The organism is Rheinheimera sp. 4Y26, from assembly GCF_025245835.1.
GTDB lineage: Bacteria > Pseudomonadota > Gammaproteobacteria > Enterobacterales > Alteromonadaceae > Pararheinheimera.
In genome coordinates, this window is record NZ_JAOBWS010000022.1 from 1 (window position 1) to 19,106 (window position 19,106).

Here is a 19,106-nt window from a genome sequence, read left to right on the forward strand (position 1 = left end):
GGGTTTGTGGCGGCGTCGACCGGGACGGAGCGGCGGTTATGTGAGTTGTGGCAGCAACTGCTGGGTGTAGAGCGTGTAGGGGTGTCGGATAACTTTTTTGCGCTGGGCGGGCATTCGTTGCTGGCCGCCATCATGGCAAACCGGCTGGAACAGGCATTTGGTGGCAAGAATCTGACAGCGGCCATTCTGGCAAATCCGGTGCTCAGTCAGCTGGCGCTTTATCTGGACCAGCATCAGGGTGACTGCATTTATCAGGATATTGTGCCGGCTGAAACCCCGTTACTCAGCTCTCCATTGTCCTTTGCGCAGCAGCGCCTGTGGTTTATGCAACAATTCAGTACGGATGATCGTTTGTTTCATATGCCTGCAGTGTTCCGGGTCGAAGGGACGCTGGATTTAAACCGTATGCGTCAGGCATTACAGGCCGTGATTGCGGACCATGCTATTTTGCGCTCGCAATATCATCAGGGTGAAGATCTGCCGTATTTCACCATCACTGAGGATGTTCATTTTGACATTCAGTCACTGCGTCTGCCTGTTGCTCATTTGGCTGAACCGGAATTCGTCAGGTTGTGTGTCAGTATGGCGACCGACCTGCCCTTCCGGCTGGATCAGGACTTGTTAATTCGGGCTTTTTACATAGAAACCCTGGCAGCCGAAACGTCCAATTATCTGGTTTTTGATTTGCATCACCTGATTGCTGATGGTTATTCCCTCCATCAATTGGTCCGTTATCTGCGCTGTTACTACCAGTCGCCGGACCAGCCACTCTTATCCGGCCCGTCGCTGCAATACACCGACTATATTCGCTGGCAGCAAGCCATGGCAGGTTCCGGCAGAGTCGAAGAAGCAAAGTTGTACTGGCGTCAGTTGCTCAATGAATTGCCGCAGGACCATGGTCTGATTGGACACCCCGCTGCGGTACCCGGGAATAGTGCTGACAACAGTTACAGTCATAGCCTGGATCTGGCCACTGCAGACCGTCTGCGGGCTTTACTGGTCCGGGTTGGAACTACACCATTTGTTTTTATGCAGACTTGTCTTGCACTGTTAATAGGGCGATTATCCGGCCGCACCGATGTGGTGCTGGGTTCACCTGAAGCCGGGCGCCAGCATGCAAGGCTGGAGCCTCTGCTTGGGTTATTTATCAATCCTCAACTGTACCGGACACAATTTAGCGACAATCCCGGCTTTACCAGCTTGCTGAAGAGGCTGCACGCTCAGCATCTGGCCTCGGCGCAACACAATTTTCTACCCTTTGAAGAAATAGTGACTTTGTTAAATCCGGTCAGGCAAGCGGATGTGGCCCCGTTATTTCAGATCATGCTGAATTTTAATCAGTACCCGGTGACGGACATTCATTTTCCGGACCTGACATTACAGCAATGTGCAGTGCAACAACTTTTACCCAGTAAATACGATATCACTTTATATGTGGAGCCACGGGTTGACGGCCGTTACCATTTGCTCTGGCACTTTGATCCGCAACGTTTTTCTCAGGCTGATATCCGTTTTTATGCCAATGAACTCAGCTATGAGATCCAGCAAGTCCTGGCAGCACCTGATGTACCGGTACTGCAGCTGGGCTGGCAAGCCCCGGTACCACAAGCCATAGCCCCACTACAGTTCGCTGATTCATGTAATCCATATCAGCGGATTATGCAGTTTGTCAGCCAGACACCATCCGCTGCTGCCCTGAGTTTTCAACAGCGCAGCCTGGACTATGCGGCGCTGGACCTATGGGTCAGTCAGCTGGCGCAACTGCTGGTGCAGCATGGAGTTGCTGCCCGCAGTCGTGTGGTGGTGGGATTGCCGCGCTCTGAGCTCAGGGTTGCTGTTATTTTGGCGGTGCAGAAACTGGCCGCCTGTTATATCCCGCTCAGTGAAGAGTTACCGCCTGAGCGTAACAGCTACATGTTAACCCAGAGCCTGCCCGATTTGTTTGTGACGACACCGGACAGTGTTTTCGCCAGTCTGGCTGATACCAGCTCACCAGTGCTGATGCTTGATGCCGCCAGATTACAGCAGTTGCAGCAGTTTGATGGACAATGTGCTGTGAACCAGCCGGCACCCTCAGATCTGGCTTGTATCATCTATACCTCAGGTACCACAGGGCTACCAAAAGGCGTTGGGGTCAATTACCTGGCGCTGCACAACAGAATTGACTGGATGTTGCAGACCTGGCCATTTGCGGCGCAGGAGCAGGCGGTTCATATCACTTCGATGGCCTTTATCAGAGGTGTGTGGGAACTGTTTGTGCCCTTATGTGCCGGTGCACATTTACATCTGTGTGAAAGAGAGCATGTGCGCGAGGTGCCCAGGCTGATTGATTATTTACAACGCCATCGGATCCAGCGTGTGGTCACCGCACCTTCGTTGTTACGGGTGCTTACCGAAGAGTTATCAAACCGGCAGTTGACGCTGCCGCTGAAATACTGGTTTGTCAGTGGTGAGCCGCTGCTGCAGCAATATGTCAACATGGCGGTGCAAGCGCTGCCGGATTGCCAGTTTGTCAATTTATACGGCTCGACAGAAGTGATGTCTGATGTGTTGTTTAAACCTGTGTCTGTGGCCGCTCATCACAATTGGGTCGCGGCAGGCAAGCCTATTACCGGGGTCAGCGTCTGGATTGCCGATACTTTGTTGCAGCAAGTTCCTGCCGGAGTGGTCGGGGAAATTATGGCCGGGGGCGCCGCTGTTTGTCATGGTTACTGGCGTGATGAAGAGATGAGCCGGCATAAATTTATTCAGCTTGGTGATGCCCGGTTTTTCCGCACCGGCGATCTGGGTTATCAAACGCCGGATGGTGAGATCGTTTGTTTAGGTCGAAATGATGATCAGATCAAGCTACGTGGACAGCGCATCGCCCTGGGTGAAGTCTGTCAGGCAATCTCTGAGCTGGATGATATCCGGCAGGTGGTGGTTCTGCCGCTGTACCAGCACACTGAGCAGGCTTGTCTTGTTGCTTATGTCATCCCATCCGGCCGGCATGCGTTGCCTGAACAGGAATCTAAAGTGCGGCAGCAGCTGGCTCAACGGCTGCCCTCCTATTGTTTACCCTCCGCTTTTGTCTGGCTGGAGGCTTTCCCGTTAAAAGCCAATGGGAAAGTGGACAAAAGTGCGTTGCCATTGCCACAGCATATTTCCACTGAAGTTTTGGTGCTGCCGGCAAACAGCACTGAGCGCTTATTGCTGCAGATTTGGGCTGATGTGCTCAGGCAGGAAGAGAGCCGTATCAGTGTGATGGCTGATTTTTTTCATCTGGGGGGAAACTCCTTGTTGTTAAACCGGATTATTCAACGGATCAGGCAGCAGTGGCACATCGAGCTGAAGTTTAAGGTGTTTTTCCAGAACAGCAGTATTCGCGCTGTTGCCGATGTACTGCAGGTTGAGCTGGCAACACAACATTCGCAGCAAGCTGCTACGGAAAAGAAAAAATTACTGATCCTCTGATACACAAAAAGTGGCCGGTTTTGAAGGATAACAAAAATGCAGTTGCATGATCGCAGAACAGAATGTTTGAACTACTCCGCATCATTTCATGCCCTGATTGAGGGGCTGAGTCAGTCAGAACAACTACAAAAAATGCCGTTTCCACCAATGGGAAAAGACGTTCCGTTGTTTATGCGGGATTATCCGGAACAGTATAAAGTCAGCCCCTGGCCGCTGATTGCAGACCCGCAGTTTATTGAAAAGATGGATGCTTTATGCCGTGAACTTCCGATTGCACTGCATAAAGTGCTGCGCTTTTATGCGGAGCAGGACCCAGCATATCTTGCTGAATATTTGGGTGTGTCCAGGGTGGAGGTCGATTTATTTGCATCGCGGCTCACGCAGCCTGAAGACCTGGTGTTGCGTTATGACGCAGTGCAGGTGGCTGGTCAATGGCGCCTGATTGAAGTCAATAGCGGTGCATCGCTTGGCGGATGGCAGCATAGCTGGATTTACCCTGAAGTGCTGTCATTGCTTGACGCCTGGCCACAATTTCGCCAGTTCAACATCCGTTTTCGCAATATAGTGGTTGAATTACTGTTGGCATACTGCCACGCCGCGCGCCGGCTGAAGGGGCCTCAGACTGCCGGCAATTTGCTTTTGTTTGTGCCCTCTTCGATCCCTGCGGAGTTTTATCAGAATTTATGTGAAGAGTTTTCTGCGTTATTGGAAAAAATCCGGCCGGAAACGATGCCATCAGCAAGGTTGTATTATTTTCAGTCGGTTGAGCAAATAAGTTTTGATCCTGACGGACGACTGTTTTTCGCGGGTGTCGAGATGGATGCCATTATCATGAATACGGACAGTCTGGACAACCTGCCGAAGTCTTTTTTCAATTTATTGGAATCCATGGCGCAAAAAGCGCAATTCTATTATCCGGATTCTTTATGTTATGCCTTGTTAGGTAACAAGCTGTTGTTTGCATTAGTTCATGAAGCTCAAACGGCATCAGTGCTGGTGCCATACCAGCAGGAGCTGGTGCGCCAGTGTATTCCATGGACTGTGCGCTTAGGTTGCCCGGAAGTTGTGTTTGCAGGTCGCCGTTATGACACTGGTGCATTTATCCGCAGCCATCAGCAACAGCTGGTGTTTAAAAAAGCTTATTCAATGCAGGGTAAACATGTGGTTGTTGGCGCTTCCACGCCTGCCGGCGATTGGTGCCGGCTTTATCAACAATTAGCAGCTGAGCCAGGCTGGTTGATTCAGCAATATGTGCAGCCGGATCCGATACCTTTGGCCGAGCCACAGCACGGATTTGATTTTTACCGGGTGATTTGGGGCATTTTTGCGCTACAGGGGCGATATGCCGGCTGTTTCCTGCGAGCCACTCCAGATATCAGCGGGGACACTATCATCAACTCAGCCCGCGGTGCCACTGAGTTTTTTCTGTTTGAAGAACAACCGCAAAAGCATGTGATCAGGTTTTAAGGAGCAAAGGTGAGTATTGTCGACCAAATTATGGCCTTATGCAGCCAGCAAAATGTGCAGCTGTCGTTAAATGGTGAGCAATTAGAAGTTGCGTTTGATGAAATGCCCGGCCAGGACTTGATTTTGTTGCTGCGGGAGCACAAACAGGCAGTTTGTCAGTTTTTGCAACAGCAAACCGGTGTCCGTCCGCATCATCATGCGATCAGCAGATTAAAAACCCAGACCGGTCCGCTGTCACCCACGCAGCAACGCATGTGGTTTGCCAGCCAATATGCACCGGATTCCACGCAGAACAACATCTGTTGCCAGTTGGTACTTCATGGTGAAATTGATATTCCGTTGTTTGAAGCCACGCTGCAGCAGATTGTGAAGCGTCATGAAATACTGCGCACAGGATATGATGCAAAAGAACCCTTCCAGTTTGTGCGGGCAGATGCGCAGTTTTATCTGAAATTTGTTGATCTCCGCCAGGATTCTGCAGACCAGCCAGATCAAAATATTGACGAGCTGTTTGAAAGCGAATTAAACCGGCCCTTTGATCTGCAGCATGATGTGTTGCTGCGGGCCATGCTGGTTCAAACCGGCGAACAGAAATTCAGTCTGGGCGTGGTATTGCACCATATCGCAGCGGATGGCTGGTCTTTGCAGGTGTTAAGTGAAGAAGTGGTGCGGATCTACAGCCAGCTGAAAGAAACAGGTCATCCGACAGATGCTGAACTACCGGTGCAGTATCTCGATTATGCTTATTGGGCTCAGGAACACCGTGATCTGTACGATGAAGCGCTGCAGTATTGGCAGGAGCAGTTGCGGTGTGCGCCGCCGGTGCATAGCCTGCCGATGGATTATGACCGGCCGGCCTATCAGCAGTATGATGCCAGACAACATTCGGTCCAGCTTGATCCCCTGTTGTCAGCACAACTTAATCAGCTGTGCCAGCGTTTGGGCGTCACCCCTTTTATGTTTTTGTACACAGTGTTTGGATATTTTATCAGTCGCTGGAGTAATCAGACTGATGTGGTACTGGGCACACCGGTCGCCGGCAGAACCCGGCCTGAGCTCGAAGGCATGATCGGCTGTTTTGTGAATACGCTGGTGCTGCGAAACCAGTTTGACAGTAGCGATTTTGTCAGTTTGTTGGCAAAAACCAGAGAACAACTGATTGCGGCTTACCAGCATCAGGACATGCCATTTGATGTGCTGGTTGAGAAGATAAATCCACAGCGTTCGTCGCAAATTCTGCCACTGGTTCAGATATTTTTTACCTTTCACAATTTACAACAGCAGGATGCGGTTTTTCATTTACCCGGATGTAGCATGCAGTTTGTGCAGCAAATTCAGGCGGCGACCAAAGCGGATTTAGAATTCTCAGTGGTGGAATTGCAGGGGCAGTACCTTTTTGAATGGAATTATGCCACCTCGTTATTCAGTGGTGCGACTATCAGCCGCTATGCCAGTAGTTTTAGTCAGTTATTGCGGTTTATGATTCAATGTCCGGCGGCACCCCTGATAGATGCCCCGCTGCTGCCGCCAGAGGATATAGCCCGGCTGCAGCAGTGGCAGTATGGTCCTGTTGTGCCTGTTACGACTGACTTGCTGCCTGACCGACTGGCAGCCATAGCCCGGCAGCGTGCTGACGATGTTGCATTTAACATCAATGAACAACAGCTGAGTTATCGTGAGCTGCACACTCAGGTCAGTCAGCTGGCCCGTTATCTGCAGCAGCAATATGGGATTGGTCCAGGCAGCCGGGTTGCCGTTTGTTTGCAGCCGTCCTGCTCCATGATGGTTGCGATATTGGCGGTGCTGCAGGCTGGTGCAGCCTATGTGCCGCTCGACCCGCTCACAGCGGTCAACCGGTTGCGTTATATCTGCCAGGATAGCGCTGCCCGTTTGCTGTTAACAACAAGCGATTCCGGCATGTCTGCTTTATTAGCCGATGTGGTCTGTCTGGATTCCGTGGCGCTACAGGAACAAGTCGCCGGTTATCCGGCAGAACCACTGCGGTCTGACGAGACGGGTCTGCGGCCGGAGCATTTGGCATACATTATTTATACGTCCGGTTCTACCGGACAGCCCAAAGGGGTGAAGGTTGGGCACCGGCAGCTGAACAATTATATTGAACATTGTATTGCACATTATTATCCGCAGCAGAGTGCCAGTGTGTTCAGTACTTCATTAGCTTTTGACGCTTCTGTGACAGTGTTACTTCCGCAGCTGTGTATCGGTTTACCCTGTACTTTAATGCCCGCCGCCAATGTTATTGCTGAGCTTGCCAGCCATTTAATGCGCGCTCAGGTGGCGCAAGTGTTTAAATTGACGCCTGCTCATCTGGTGGCGTTGACGCAACAACTGTCACAAGCTATTCCGTTATTTAACAGCAAAATTCCGCATTGTTTTGTGGTTGGCGGGGAGCGGCTGTTACACGGGCATTGTCAGGCATTTATGCAATTTTTCCCTGCGGCAAAACTGTTTAACGAATATGGCCCGACCGAAACCACTGTGGGGTGCAGTTATCTGCAATGGCAGGCGCAGGGAGATGATGCTGCCGCTGGTGTCAGCATAGGCCGGCCTTTGCACAATACCCGGTTATTGGTTTTGGACCCTGCCATGCAACCGCTGCCGATCGGTGTGGTTGGTGAATTATATATAGGGGGCAGCGGTGTAACTGATGGTTACTGTGGTTCAGACAGCCTGACAGCAACACGTTTTCTGAGCGATCCCAATCAGCCGGATCTGTTGTTATACCGCAGTGGCGACCTCGTATACTGGCAGCAGGATGGCACCCTGAGTTATGTTGGCCGTAATGATGGGCAGCTAAAAATCCGCGGTTACCGGGTTGAAGTGGGAGAAATTGAACAGGCACTGACAGAATGTGAAGGTATTCTGGATGCAGCAGTTGTTGCGCGGGATGGCGCAGATGGACAAAAAATTCTGGTGGCTTACATTGTGACGTCGCAGCAGGTACCAGAGGTTGAGACCGATCTGCGCACAGCCCTGCAAAGCCGGTTATCACAGTGGTTGCCTGAATATATGGTGCCTGATGTTTATGTTCCGTTGCCGCAGTTACCACTGACAGCCAACGGTAAAATTGATCGTCAGGCCTTACTTACAGTCGAATATCGTCAGCAGCAGTTTGAACATCAGGCGCCAGTCAGCCGCGAAGAAACGGTGTTAGCGCAAATCTGGTGTGAGGTCCTTGGTGTTAAACAGGTGGGGCGCACTGATAACTTTTTTGCATTAGGCGGCCACTCTATCCTTGCGTTACAGGTCGCGGCAAAACTATTGGAACATGGCATCAAGCTGGACCCCAAAGATATTTTTGCGCACGCCACGCTGTCAGCTTTGGCAGCAGTGCTTAAACCTGTGGCTGGTGGTGCTGTGGATTCAGCGTCGCAAAAGCCCGCCGGATTGCCGCCCGGACTGAGCCGTATCACACCGGATTTGTTGCCTTTGGCCAGCTTGTCACAACAAGATATTGATCACATTGTCAGCACTGTGGAAGGCGGGGTTCAAAATATAAAAGATATTTATATGCTGGGGCCGTTGCAGCAGGGGATTTTGTTTCATCACATCACCAGCACAGCCGCAGATCCCTATGTGCGTCCCCTGACATTCCGGCTGGAGCACAGCGCTGCCTTAAAGCAATTTATCGACGGGATCCAGTTTGTTATTGATCGGCATGATGTACTGCGTACCCAAATCGCCTGGCAAGGATTACCACAACAGGTTCAGGTGGTTCTGCACCAGGCCAGTTTAGCTGTGCAGACGCGGCAGTTTGAAGATCTGGCGACATTGGAGCTGTATCTGCAGCAGTTTATCCACCAACCACAGCGCATGGATTTGCAGCGGGCTCCGTTGATTGAGCTGGAAGTAGCCAGTGTGGCCACTTTGCCACAGCACTATGTGTTATTGCGTTTTCATCACATTATTGCCGACCACATTGGCATGGAAATTCTGAGTGAAGAACTGGCCGGTTTTCTCTCAGGTCAGAGTGCTCAGTTAGCACCGGCCCTGCCTTATCGTGATTTTATTGCCCATGTCTTTTATCAGCAGCAGCAACTGGATGCCAGGTCTTATTTTCAGGGCCGGCTGGCCGGGCTTGATGGTGGAACTTTGATGTTCGGACTGGAAGATATTTATGGTGACGGCCAACAATTGACCAGCGCTGCCACCTGGTTGCCCGATCAGCAGTCGCAACAAATCAAAATGTTGTGCAAACAGCTGGCCATCAGTCCGGCGGTGCTGTTTCATGCCGCCTGGGCCATGGTTGTCAGCCTGTGCAGCGGTCGCCATGACATAGTGTTTGGCACTGTCGCCTCTGGCCGGATGCAATCCATGTCCGATGTCGGACACATGATGGGTGTATTTATCAATACAGTACCCCTGCGTCTTAATCTGAAAGCCTTGTCAGCACCGGCACTATTGCAGCTGATCAATACAGAGTTCAGTAGCCTGATGGCCTATGAGCAGACTCCGTTGCCACAGGCGTTGGGTTGTGCTGATGTTGCGGGCCCGCTTTTTAACGCCTTACTCAATTACCGCCATTCCCGCCAGGCGGCGACCGGGCAAGGCGATGGCTACAGCATGCTGAGTTATCATGAAAGCACAAACTATCCGGTTGAGCTGCTGGTTGATGATTTTGGTGACCGTTTTGCCTTCGAGGTGCAGGTACGCCAACCGATAGCGGCCAATGAGCTGTTGCATACGATGACGATGGCGCTGGATTCCTTGCTTGAGTTGTTAACACAAAATGCTGACACTGAGGTGCTCAGTGTCAACCTGATTCCGGCACAGAGCCGGCAACAACAATTGATTGAATGGAATGCAACAGCGCAACCATTTAGTGCAGACAGCTGTATTCATCAGCTTTTTGAAACGGCGGTGCAGAGCCAGCCGCTGGCGATAGCCGTCGAATCCGAGGCAGGAGTGCTGACGTATCAGCAATTGAATGCCCGGGCGAATCAACTGGCCCACTGGCTGCGGGCAGAACACCATATTCAGCCTGATATGCGGGTTGGTATTTGCATGCAGCGCTCGCCACAAATGCTTATTGCCATACTGGCAATTCTGAAAGCTGGTGGGGCTTATGTGCCTTTAGATCCTGCTTTTCCGGCCCAGCGGCTGCAGTATATGCAACAGGATGCCGGGGTCAGTCTGGTGCTGACCCAGCAGGCGCTTTTGCAGATGGACTGGACTTGTGCTGCCTTGTGTGTGGATCACAGCGCTGTACAGCAAATGTTGGGCAGTTACAGCGAGGAAAACCCGGATTTGTCGGTGATAGGGTTGCAGCCGCATCACCTGGTTTATCTGTTGTACACCTCAGGCTCAACAGGTATGCCCAAAGGTGTGATGATTGAACATCGGGCGCTGGTAAACCGGCTGCAATGGATGCAGCGTCAGTTTAATGTCTCGGCTCTGGACGTTATTCTGCAAAAAACACCGTACAGCTTTGATGTGTCAGTGTGGGAGCTGCTGTTGCCACTGATCTGCGGTGCCCGTTTGGTGCTGGCATCGCCTGATGGCCACAAAGACCCGCAATATCTGGCAGATTTAATCCGGACTGCCGGTGTGACTATGCTTCATTTTGTGCCGGCGATGTTTGGCGTGATGCTGCAATCGGGTTTGTTGCAAAGCTGTGCTGGCATTCGCACTGTGATTTGCAGCGGCGAGGCGCTCGGCGCTCATCTGGTGGACAATTTCAGTCAGCAATGTCCATCAGCTGAGTTGTACAATCTTTATGGTCCGACTGAGGCAACCATAGACGTGACCTACTGGCGTTGTGAGCCGGGACATCCTAACGTGCCTATCGGCAGACCCATCGATAATACGCAGGTGTTAGTGTTAAATGATGCGGGAATGTTGCTGCCAACAGGTTGTGTCGGCGAGCTGTGTCTGGCCGGTGCAGGGCTGGCGCGTGGTTACCTGAATCGACCCGGGCTGAACCAGGAAAAATTTGTCGCTTGCAGCCTGGTGCCACAACAACGAATTTACCGGACCGGGGATTTGGCACGCTGGCGCCCGGATGGGGTGCTGGAATATTTAGGTCGTGCCGATCAGCAGGTGAAAATAAACGGTTGGCGTATTGAACCGGCCGAGATTGATCAGGCCTTGTGTACGCTGCCGATGGTGCAAGCGGCGGTGACCCTTGCCAAAGATTTGCCTGGTGGCCAAAGTTTGGTAAGCTACCTCGTCGTTACAGAGTCTGCAGCAGCAGTGAGCAATGCCGTTTTAAGGGAGATGTTGCAACATGAACTGTCGCGGCTCTTGCCTGGCCCACTGGTACCTTCAATTTATGTTTTGGTGGACCAGATACCATTAACACCGAGTGGCAAAGTCAACCGCGCAGCGCTTCCGATGCCGGATTTAGTATCCGGAACCACAGCACAGAGTGCGCCGGCTGATCAGCTTGAAGTGCTGTTGTGTGACATATGGCGACAGGTACTGGCCGTTGAGGCTGTGGGTGTGCATGATCACTTTTTCGCTTGTGGCGGAGATTCTGTCAAAGCGTTACAGCTGGTGGCAAAGCTGAATCGATATTACCCGGCTTTAACGGTCCGGTCGGTATTTGAGCGGCCAACGCCGGCTGAGTTAGCCACCTTGATCCGGGAGCAATGGCCGGATGCAGAGCAGGCGGCCTGTTTGCCTTTCAGTGCATGGCAGCAGGTGCTGTGGACACAACAGGTGCAGACCCGTCGTCAGTTGCATGCAATCAGCCAGCAATGGCTGCAGCTTGAAACAGCGCAACTGCAGCTGTTACTGCGACAGTTAATCGAAAAATATGATTTGTGCCGGTTGCAGGTTGATCGCACAAAGCCGGGCCTGACACTCCCAGGTATTGCAGACAAGAACAGGCTTGTTGCCGGCTTGTATGAAGCAGTGCTGTTGCCCGACCAGGTGGATTTGGATAGTGCAGTGATGGCCGCCATTGATACATTTGCCAGCCAGAGTGGCCAGTTCCGGATTGTGCTGATGTCACACCGCAGCTATGGTTGCAGACTCTTGGTTCAGGCAGACGCATTATGCTGGGATCAATATTCATGGTTGCGGGTACTGGAAGATATTGCTGAGCTGGTGGCACCCGCTAAAGCGGCGACAAAATCCGCCGCAGCCGGAGTCAGTACTATCGGCTGGCACCATCAGCAATTGAGCCTGTATCAGGAACAGCAATGGCAGCATAAAGCGTACTGGCAGGATAAATTAACATCGCTGGCGGTCGCTGAACCCAGACCCTCGGAAGCCCTGGTGAGCACGCAGCAGCACTGGCACTTTGGGATAACGCCGGCAACTGTGGACTGGCAGCTGATGATGACGTCACTGAAGCTCTCCGCCGATGAGTTGTGTCTGTTACTCAGTGCCCGCGCCTTTTGGCAGTGGCAGCAGCAAGTTCCGTCGTTGGTGAACATGCTTTGTGACGGCCGGCAGGGAGCCGTGGAGTGTGGCCAGCTTTTGCCTGAGGGCAATCTTACTCAGCTGGTGCCTGTTCTATTGCCGCAAGTGCAGGCGACTGATGTTGATAGCTGGATTCTTGCGGTGAAGGAGCAATTCCGGCAGGCGCTCAGCCACAGCCCTCTGCTGGCCGTACCTGAGTTGCCGGATTTCATCCAAAGTGCGACGACACTGATAAAAAGCAGCGGGCAATGGCTGATGACGGTACGTTGTTTGGAAGAAATAGCGCTTGCGCCGCTGTTTACGCCTGCCGGCATGGCCGATGCCGCAATAGTGGGATCCGGACAGCTGTTGCAGCTGACATTCAGCCTGCAAGCAAACCATCTGAGCATGCAGCTGCAGGCACAGCTGCCGGAGTCGCAGCTGGCACGACTGGCTCAGTTCCGGCTCATGCTGGAGCAGGAGCTGATGGTTTTATCACAAAGGGCGCAACAGGCATACAGCTATCAGGAGCTCAGGGTGCAGCATGCCAAACGGCAGGTGGCAGATCAGGCGATGCTTGATGCGTATGGCATAGATATTGAGTAGTCCGCAGCCTCAGTGAAAGGCTGCGTCGGAGCAGGATAAATGGATCAGAATACAACAATAAGGCCTGCGGGAGCCGTCAACACCCCAGGTTCCTGGCCGCTGGTGTTTGACGTGCCGGCAACGGCGGATGTCAGACAATGGTGTTCTGACCATGCCACACTGGTCGATGCCATGCTGAATCAGCATGGCGCTTTGTTGCTGCGCGGAATGGACATAAGTGGCAGCAAAAAGCTGGCGGTTTGTCTGGAACTGTTATTTGGTGATGCCCTGATGGGGTATCAGTACCGTTCCACCCCCAGAACCCGCTTACGTGACAATATATACACGTCAACGGAGTATCATTCAGAGGCCGTCATTGTTCAGCACAATGAATGTGCCTATGCCCGGCAGTGGCCGTTAAGGATTGGTTTTCATTGTGTCAAAGCGTCAGCACAAGGCGGAGAAACGCCGATATGTGACAGTGGGCGCCTGCTGCAGTTACTGCCGCCTGAGCTGGTGGATGAGTTTGAGCGTAAACAACTGAAATACATCCGTAATTACTCTGAATTTGATTTACCATGGACCGAAGTGTTTCAAACGAACAATAGCGCCGAAGTGGATGATTATTGTCAGCGGCATCAGATTGAACGACAGTGGCTGGATGACGGAACCTTGCGAACCTGGCAAGTGAACCCGGCGGTAGCACGGCATCCGGTGTCCGGGATGAGGCTTTGGTTTAATCAGGCGCATTTATTTCATCCTTCGACTTTACCTGTGACGCAGTATCAGCAGTTGCGGTCTCTTTACACTGAGGAGTCGTTACCAAGAAATGTCTGTTTTGGTGATGGTTCGCCTATTCCAGCGGAAAGTATTGCGTTGATCAATCAGCTGTATCTGGAGCAAATGGTGGTGTTTCAATGGCAAGACGGCGATTTGTTGTTGCTTGACAATATGCGCTGTACCCATGGACGTTTACCTTTTAGTGGTGAGCGTAAGGTGCTGGTCGGGATGGCGCGTCCCTGTGAACTGGCAGACATAATGAGCTGAGCATGCAGGCCAGAACGCGTCACAGGCAGACAACTCACGCGTGAGTTGTCTGCCTGCCACTCTTTTGACTGACATCCATACAACGGCAGGAACGTCATTGATCATGAAACTTGAAGCCTTATTCGATGCACTGCACGCCCAACAGATTGAACTGGGTCTGGTGCAGGGAAAATTAAAAGTACTGGACCCGCATGGTCGGTTGAATGATGAGCTGAAAAGTCAGCTCAGTCTTCATAAACAGGCGCTGATCACAGTGCTGTCCGGTCAGTTACCACTTAGCGCTGTTGATTTTCCCGAGGCGCGGTTAACCCCGGCACAATTGCAGCAGATTAGTTTGCAGTATGCTGATATTGCTGACATCTGGTCGGTAACCCCCTTGCAGGCCGGGATGTTATTTCACGGGCTGGAAGATGCCGGTGCATCTTATACCAACATGAATTTTTGCGTGCTGAAAGGACAGTTGGATGTCAGCGCATTTGAACAGGCCTGGCAACAACTGGTGCATCAGATCCCCGCTTTCAGGTCGCAATTTTTTATGAGTGACGATGGCGTCTTTCATCAGGTGATCACATCGTCAGCCCGTCTGACAGTTCAATGGCAAAACTGGTGTGACAAAACTGCCGGGCAACAACAGCTCGACCTGCAACAGCTGATGCAGGACGAGCGTAAACAAGGTTTTGATCTCGCTAAGGCGCCGCTGATGCGGATCCAACTGATTCAGCTGCAGCAAGAGCAATATTATTTTGTGTGGGCACAGCATCACGCTATTGCAGATGGCTGGAGTCGGCCTTTGATATTTAATGCATTTTTAAGTTGTTATGAAGCATTGCGCCACCAAAAGCCGCTCCCTGTTCTGGCTTTTGGCCAATACAAAAATTATCTGCGCTGGTTGTTGGCGAGGGACCCGCAAGTGGCAGGCCACTACTGGCAAACCTATCTGGCGGGCTTTGTACAAAACAATAAATTGCACATTGATACCTTGCCGCTGAGTGCGCATAGCAGTGGTTTTGATAACGAGTATTGTGAGTTGTCCAAAGAACTGACGGAACAACTCAAGGCGTTATCCCGCAGGGAATCGCGTACCATGAATAGCCTGTTTCAGGCTGCCTGGGCTTTGCTGTTACATCGCTACAGCGGAGATGCGGATCTGGTGTTTGGAACAACAGTTTCCGGACGTCCGGCTGAAGTGCCTGATATCGAGCATATGATAGGTATGTTTTTGAATACGTTGCCGGTCCGGGTTCGCATTCAGCCAGAATCGACCTTACGCCAGTTAGTTGAACAAACACATAACGCCTCGTTAGATGCCGGAGTTTACGGTTTTCTCGGCCTTGGTGATATTCAGCGACAGAGCGGTTTTGGTGCCGGTTCTGCCCTGTTTGATACCTTAGTGGTTTATCAGAATTTCCCGGATGCACTTTATAATCCGACACTGCACTCTGAGGTTGGATTTTGTGTACAGGGCTCGGGTTCGGCTGAACATACCGCCTATAAGCTGCTGTTTAATATTTTTGATACCGAATCCTTAGCAATCAGGGTCACTTATAGCCGCAATATTTTTGCCGCCACAACGGTGCGCCGCTTGCTCCAGCATCTGCAAGGCGTCCTGCAGGTTATGGCAATACAGGGATTAGATCAGCGCCTGGCCGGGATCCCGTTAGCCGGACAACAGATAGCGCGCCTTGACCCTGTTACAACACAGCCGGTGGTCGCAGAGCCTGCACTACGGCTGAACGAACTATTTGAACGACAGGTGCAGCAGACGCCCACACAGCTGGCGCTGATTTGCGGGCGAGATACTCTGACCTATCAGCAACTCAATGAGCGCAGCAATCAACTGGCCCGGGCGCTTATCCGGCGGGGAGTCCGTACCGGAACCCGGGTTGGTATCGGGATGCCACGCAGTGCAAATATGCTGGTTGCATTGCTGGCCGTGATGAAAGCAGGCGGTACTTATGTGCCTTTGGATGCAAAGTTACCCGTCGCCCGCCTGCAATTTATGGTCAGGGATGCCGATATCAGCCTGATACTCTGCCATCAGTCTCAGCTTGGCATTTACCAGCAGTGTGGTTCAGCGACACTTGCGCTGGATTGCAGTCAGTTACACACTGAATGTTGCGCTGACAGTGCGGAAAATCTGAAGGCGCAGCCGGCAACGGCTCAGGATCTGATTTATGTGCTTTATACGTCCGGTTCGACCGGGCAACCTAAGGGTGTTCAGGTTGAACACCGCAGTTTGTGTAACTATCTGCAGCAGTTGAAGCTGTTCCTGTCAGGCAGCGAGATCAAGGGCTCTCTGGTCAGTTCGCCGCTGTTATTTGATGGCACAGTTTCCACACTCTATCTGCCGTTGCTCAGTGGCTTGTATGTCGAACTGCTGGATGCTGACGAAACCGATTTGGTGCTGCTGGCCGATTACCTGCTGGATGACGATACTGCTTTATTGTTTAAGCTAACACCCTCCCATCTGGTGGCGTTGCAGCACTATCTGACAAAATCACAGCCGGCTGCCCGTCATTTGATTATGGTGGCCGGTGAACAATTTCCGGCGCCGTTAGCACTGCACTGGAGCCGGCAGTTGTTACCCTGCTGTCGGTTTTTTAATGAATATGGCCCAACCGAAATTTCTGTGGCGGCAACGATTTACGAAGTAAACCGGCAGGATGACCAGTTGCAGTCTGCCATCAGTGTTCCTATTGGTCAGCCATTTGCTACTTATCTGCTGTATGTGCTGGATACTGAGGGTCATGAAACTGCTATTGGTGTGCCCGGTGAGTTGTATATCGGGGGGCCAGGCGTGGCCCGTGGTTATCTCAACCGGCCTGAGCTGACGGCAGAACGTTTTATCCTGCTGACACTGCCGGGGCAACAACCGCAACGTGTCTATAAAACCGGGGATAAAGTCCGCTGGCTGGAAAGCGGCCAGCTGGAGTTTCTCGGCCGGATGGACTTTCAGTTGAAGCTCAGAGGGGTCAGAATCGAGCCCGGTGAAACCGAATATGCACTGCTTAATCACCCCGAAGTGACGCAGGCGCAGGTGTTGTTGTGCCAACGGCATGACGCTGAGCAACTGGTGGCCTTTGTGGTTGCGGATACAGTGGCGCCTTCACAACGGGGCGCCTTCACAGAGGCACTGCGCCAACTGCTGTTAAGTCAACTGCCGCTGGCACAGGTTCCGGCAGAGTTTGTGGTCTGTGACGCTCTGCCGCTGAATGCGAACGGTAAAGTTGATCGCCTTCAGTTGCTCGAAAGCTGGCTGCAGACAATGGAACATGAGGTGATCGGGGCTCAGTCCGGGCTGGAGCAACAGTTACTGCAGATCTGGCAATCTACTTTGTCCAAAACACCGCTGTCAGTCACTGATGATTTTTTCAGACATGGTGGCCATTCATTACTGGTGATGAAAGTACTCAGTGAAATCAGGCAACAACTTGGTTATGTCGTCACCGTCAGGGAGTTTTTTCATTTTCCGACGGTGCGCACTTTAGCAAATTATTTGCAACGCCTGGAACTGAACCGGCAATTAGACAATGCCGATATGTCGATGATCGAAGAGGGAGAAATTTAGTGGCAGCAGATATTGTACTGATGGCAGCAGCGCAAGGGGTCAGACTGTTTCTGACGGCGGGAAAATTGTCATTTAAGGCACTTAAAGGTGGTTTATCTGCGGAGCTGCGGAGTCTGATTGCTGCGCATCGGGATGACATTATCAGCTACCTGCAACAACAGGAAGGTGAATTGCCGGTGATTACCAAAGCTGCGCCACAGCATGAACTGCCGCTGTCCTACGCACAGCAGAGATTATGGCTGTTATCGCAGATAGATGGCGGCAGTGAACATTACACTATTCCGGCGGCGCTGAGTCTTAGCGGTGAGCTGGATGTGATGGCGCTGGAGCGTGCTTTTGATGAGGTGGTGGCGCGTCATGAAAGCCTGCGGACCTGTTTTGTTGCAGGTGAGCATGAGCCTGTGGTGCAAAAAATCCAGCCACACGGCAGCTTTGCCGTCAGACATATAGATATCAGCACTGAGGAAGCACAGCAGCAGCGGATAGCGCAGCTCAGCGCGCAGATGCAGGCCGAACCTTTTGACTTAAGCCGTGATTTGATGGTGCGGGTCTGGCTGGTGAAGCAGTCAGCAACAGCGCATGTGCTGCTGGTACTGATGCACCATATTGCAGCGGACGGATGGTCACTGGGCGTGCTGATGCGTGAATTCAGTGTGTTGTACCGGGGTTATAGTCAGCATGAGCAGGTGGCGCTGGAGCCACTGGCCGTGCAGTACAGCGACTATGCGTGCTGGCAGCGGCAGTGGTTTGGCAGTGAAGTGATGGAGCGGCAGCTGGCGTATTGGGAGCAGCAGCTGGCCGGCCTGCCACAGCTGCATAATTTGCCGCTGGACTTTAGCAGACCGGCAGAGCAGCAGTTCAGGGGAGAGCATCACCGCAGTTACCTGACCGCTGAGGATAGCGGTGCGCTGCAACAACTGTGTCATGAACAGGGGGCGACGCTGTTTATGGGATTGCATGCGGCAGTGTCGGTGTTACTGTCCCGCTGGAGCAATGAAACAGACATAGTGATGGGCAGCCCGGTGGCGAACCGGGAGCAGTCAGAGATAGGCGGTCTGATAGGCTTTTTTGTCAACACAGTGGTGCTGCGCAGTGAGGTGGCGGCGCATCACAGTTTCCGCCAGCAACTGCAGCAAAGCAAACAGAGGTTGCTGGGTGCTTACAGCCATCAGCAGGTGCCGTTTGAACAGGTGGTGGAGCGTTTGCGGCCACAACGTAGTTTAAGCTATAGCCCGCTGTATCAGGTGATGCTGAGTTTTGGTGATATGACGGAGAGTTTACCGTCGTTACCGGGTTTGCAGGTGGCAACACAGACAGACCATTACCGTGTGGCCAAGACCGATTTAAGTGTGCATATCAGTCAGGGGCCGCAGGGGCTGGTGGTGGACTGGCTTTACAATACCGGCCTGTGGCGGGAGAGCAGTATCAGGCGGATGGCGGCGGGCTTTTCGGTGTTACTGGGCGCCCTGGTGCGCCGGCCGGATGAAGAGGTGTTGCGCTTGCCGGTGCTGGATGATGCGGCGCTGGCCTTGCTCAGGCAGTGGAACCAGACAGCACAGCCTTATCCGCAGCAGCAGAGTGTGCCGGGTCTGGTGTTTGCGTGTGCCAGACAGCAGCC

General features: G+C 52.4%; 6 protein-coding genes and 1 pseudogene. All 7 read left to right on the forward strand.

Translation table 11 applies throughout. The features are described from left to right. Positions 1-165, forward strand: a pseudogene (locus N3Z11_RS18090) (phosphopantetheine-binding protein); the annotation flags it as partial. Between the two features lie 96 nt (positions 166-261). Then, positions 262-3,453 (forward strand): non-ribosomal peptide synthetase, encoded by a 3,192-nt coding sequence (locus N3Z11_RS17520; protein ID WP_409566877.1) that lies wholly within the window; start codon positions 262-264, stop codon positions 3,451-3,453. Positions 3,454-3,489: 36 nt separating this feature from the next. Next, positions 3,490-4,920, forward strand: a complete 1,431-nt coding sequence (locus N3Z11_RS17525) for a hypothetical protein (protein ID WP_260658497.1) — start codon at positions 3,490-3,492, stop codon at positions 4,918-4,920. 9 nt (positions 4,921-4,929) lie between these two features. Continuing rightward, the gene (locus N3Z11_RS17530) at positions 4,930-12,894 is read left to right on the forward strand and encodes a non-ribosomal peptide synthetase (RefSeq protein ID WP_260658498.1); all 7,965 of its coding nucleotides are present in this window, start codon (positions 4,930-4,932) and stop codon (positions 12,892-12,894) included. A 39-nt stretch (positions 12,895-12,933) separates the two neighbouring features. After that, on the forward strand, positions 12,934-13,920 hold the full coding sequence (locus N3Z11_RS17535) for a TauD/TfdA family dioxygenase (protein WP_260658499.1): 987 nt from the start codon (positions 12,934-12,936) through the stop codon (positions 13,918-13,920). Between the two features lie 103 nt (positions 13,921-14,023). After that, entirely contained in the window at positions 14,024-17,488 is a 3,465-nt protein-coding gene (locus tag N3Z11_RS17540) for an amino acid adenylation domain-containing protein (protein WP_260658500.1), read from the forward strand. Beyond that, on the forward strand, positions 17,488-19,106 hold a 1,619-nt coding region (locus N3Z11_RS17545; protein ID WP_260658501.1), incomplete at its 3' end, for a condensation domain-containing protein. The genes N3Z11_RS17540 and N3Z11_RS17545, both read left to right, overlap by 1 nt.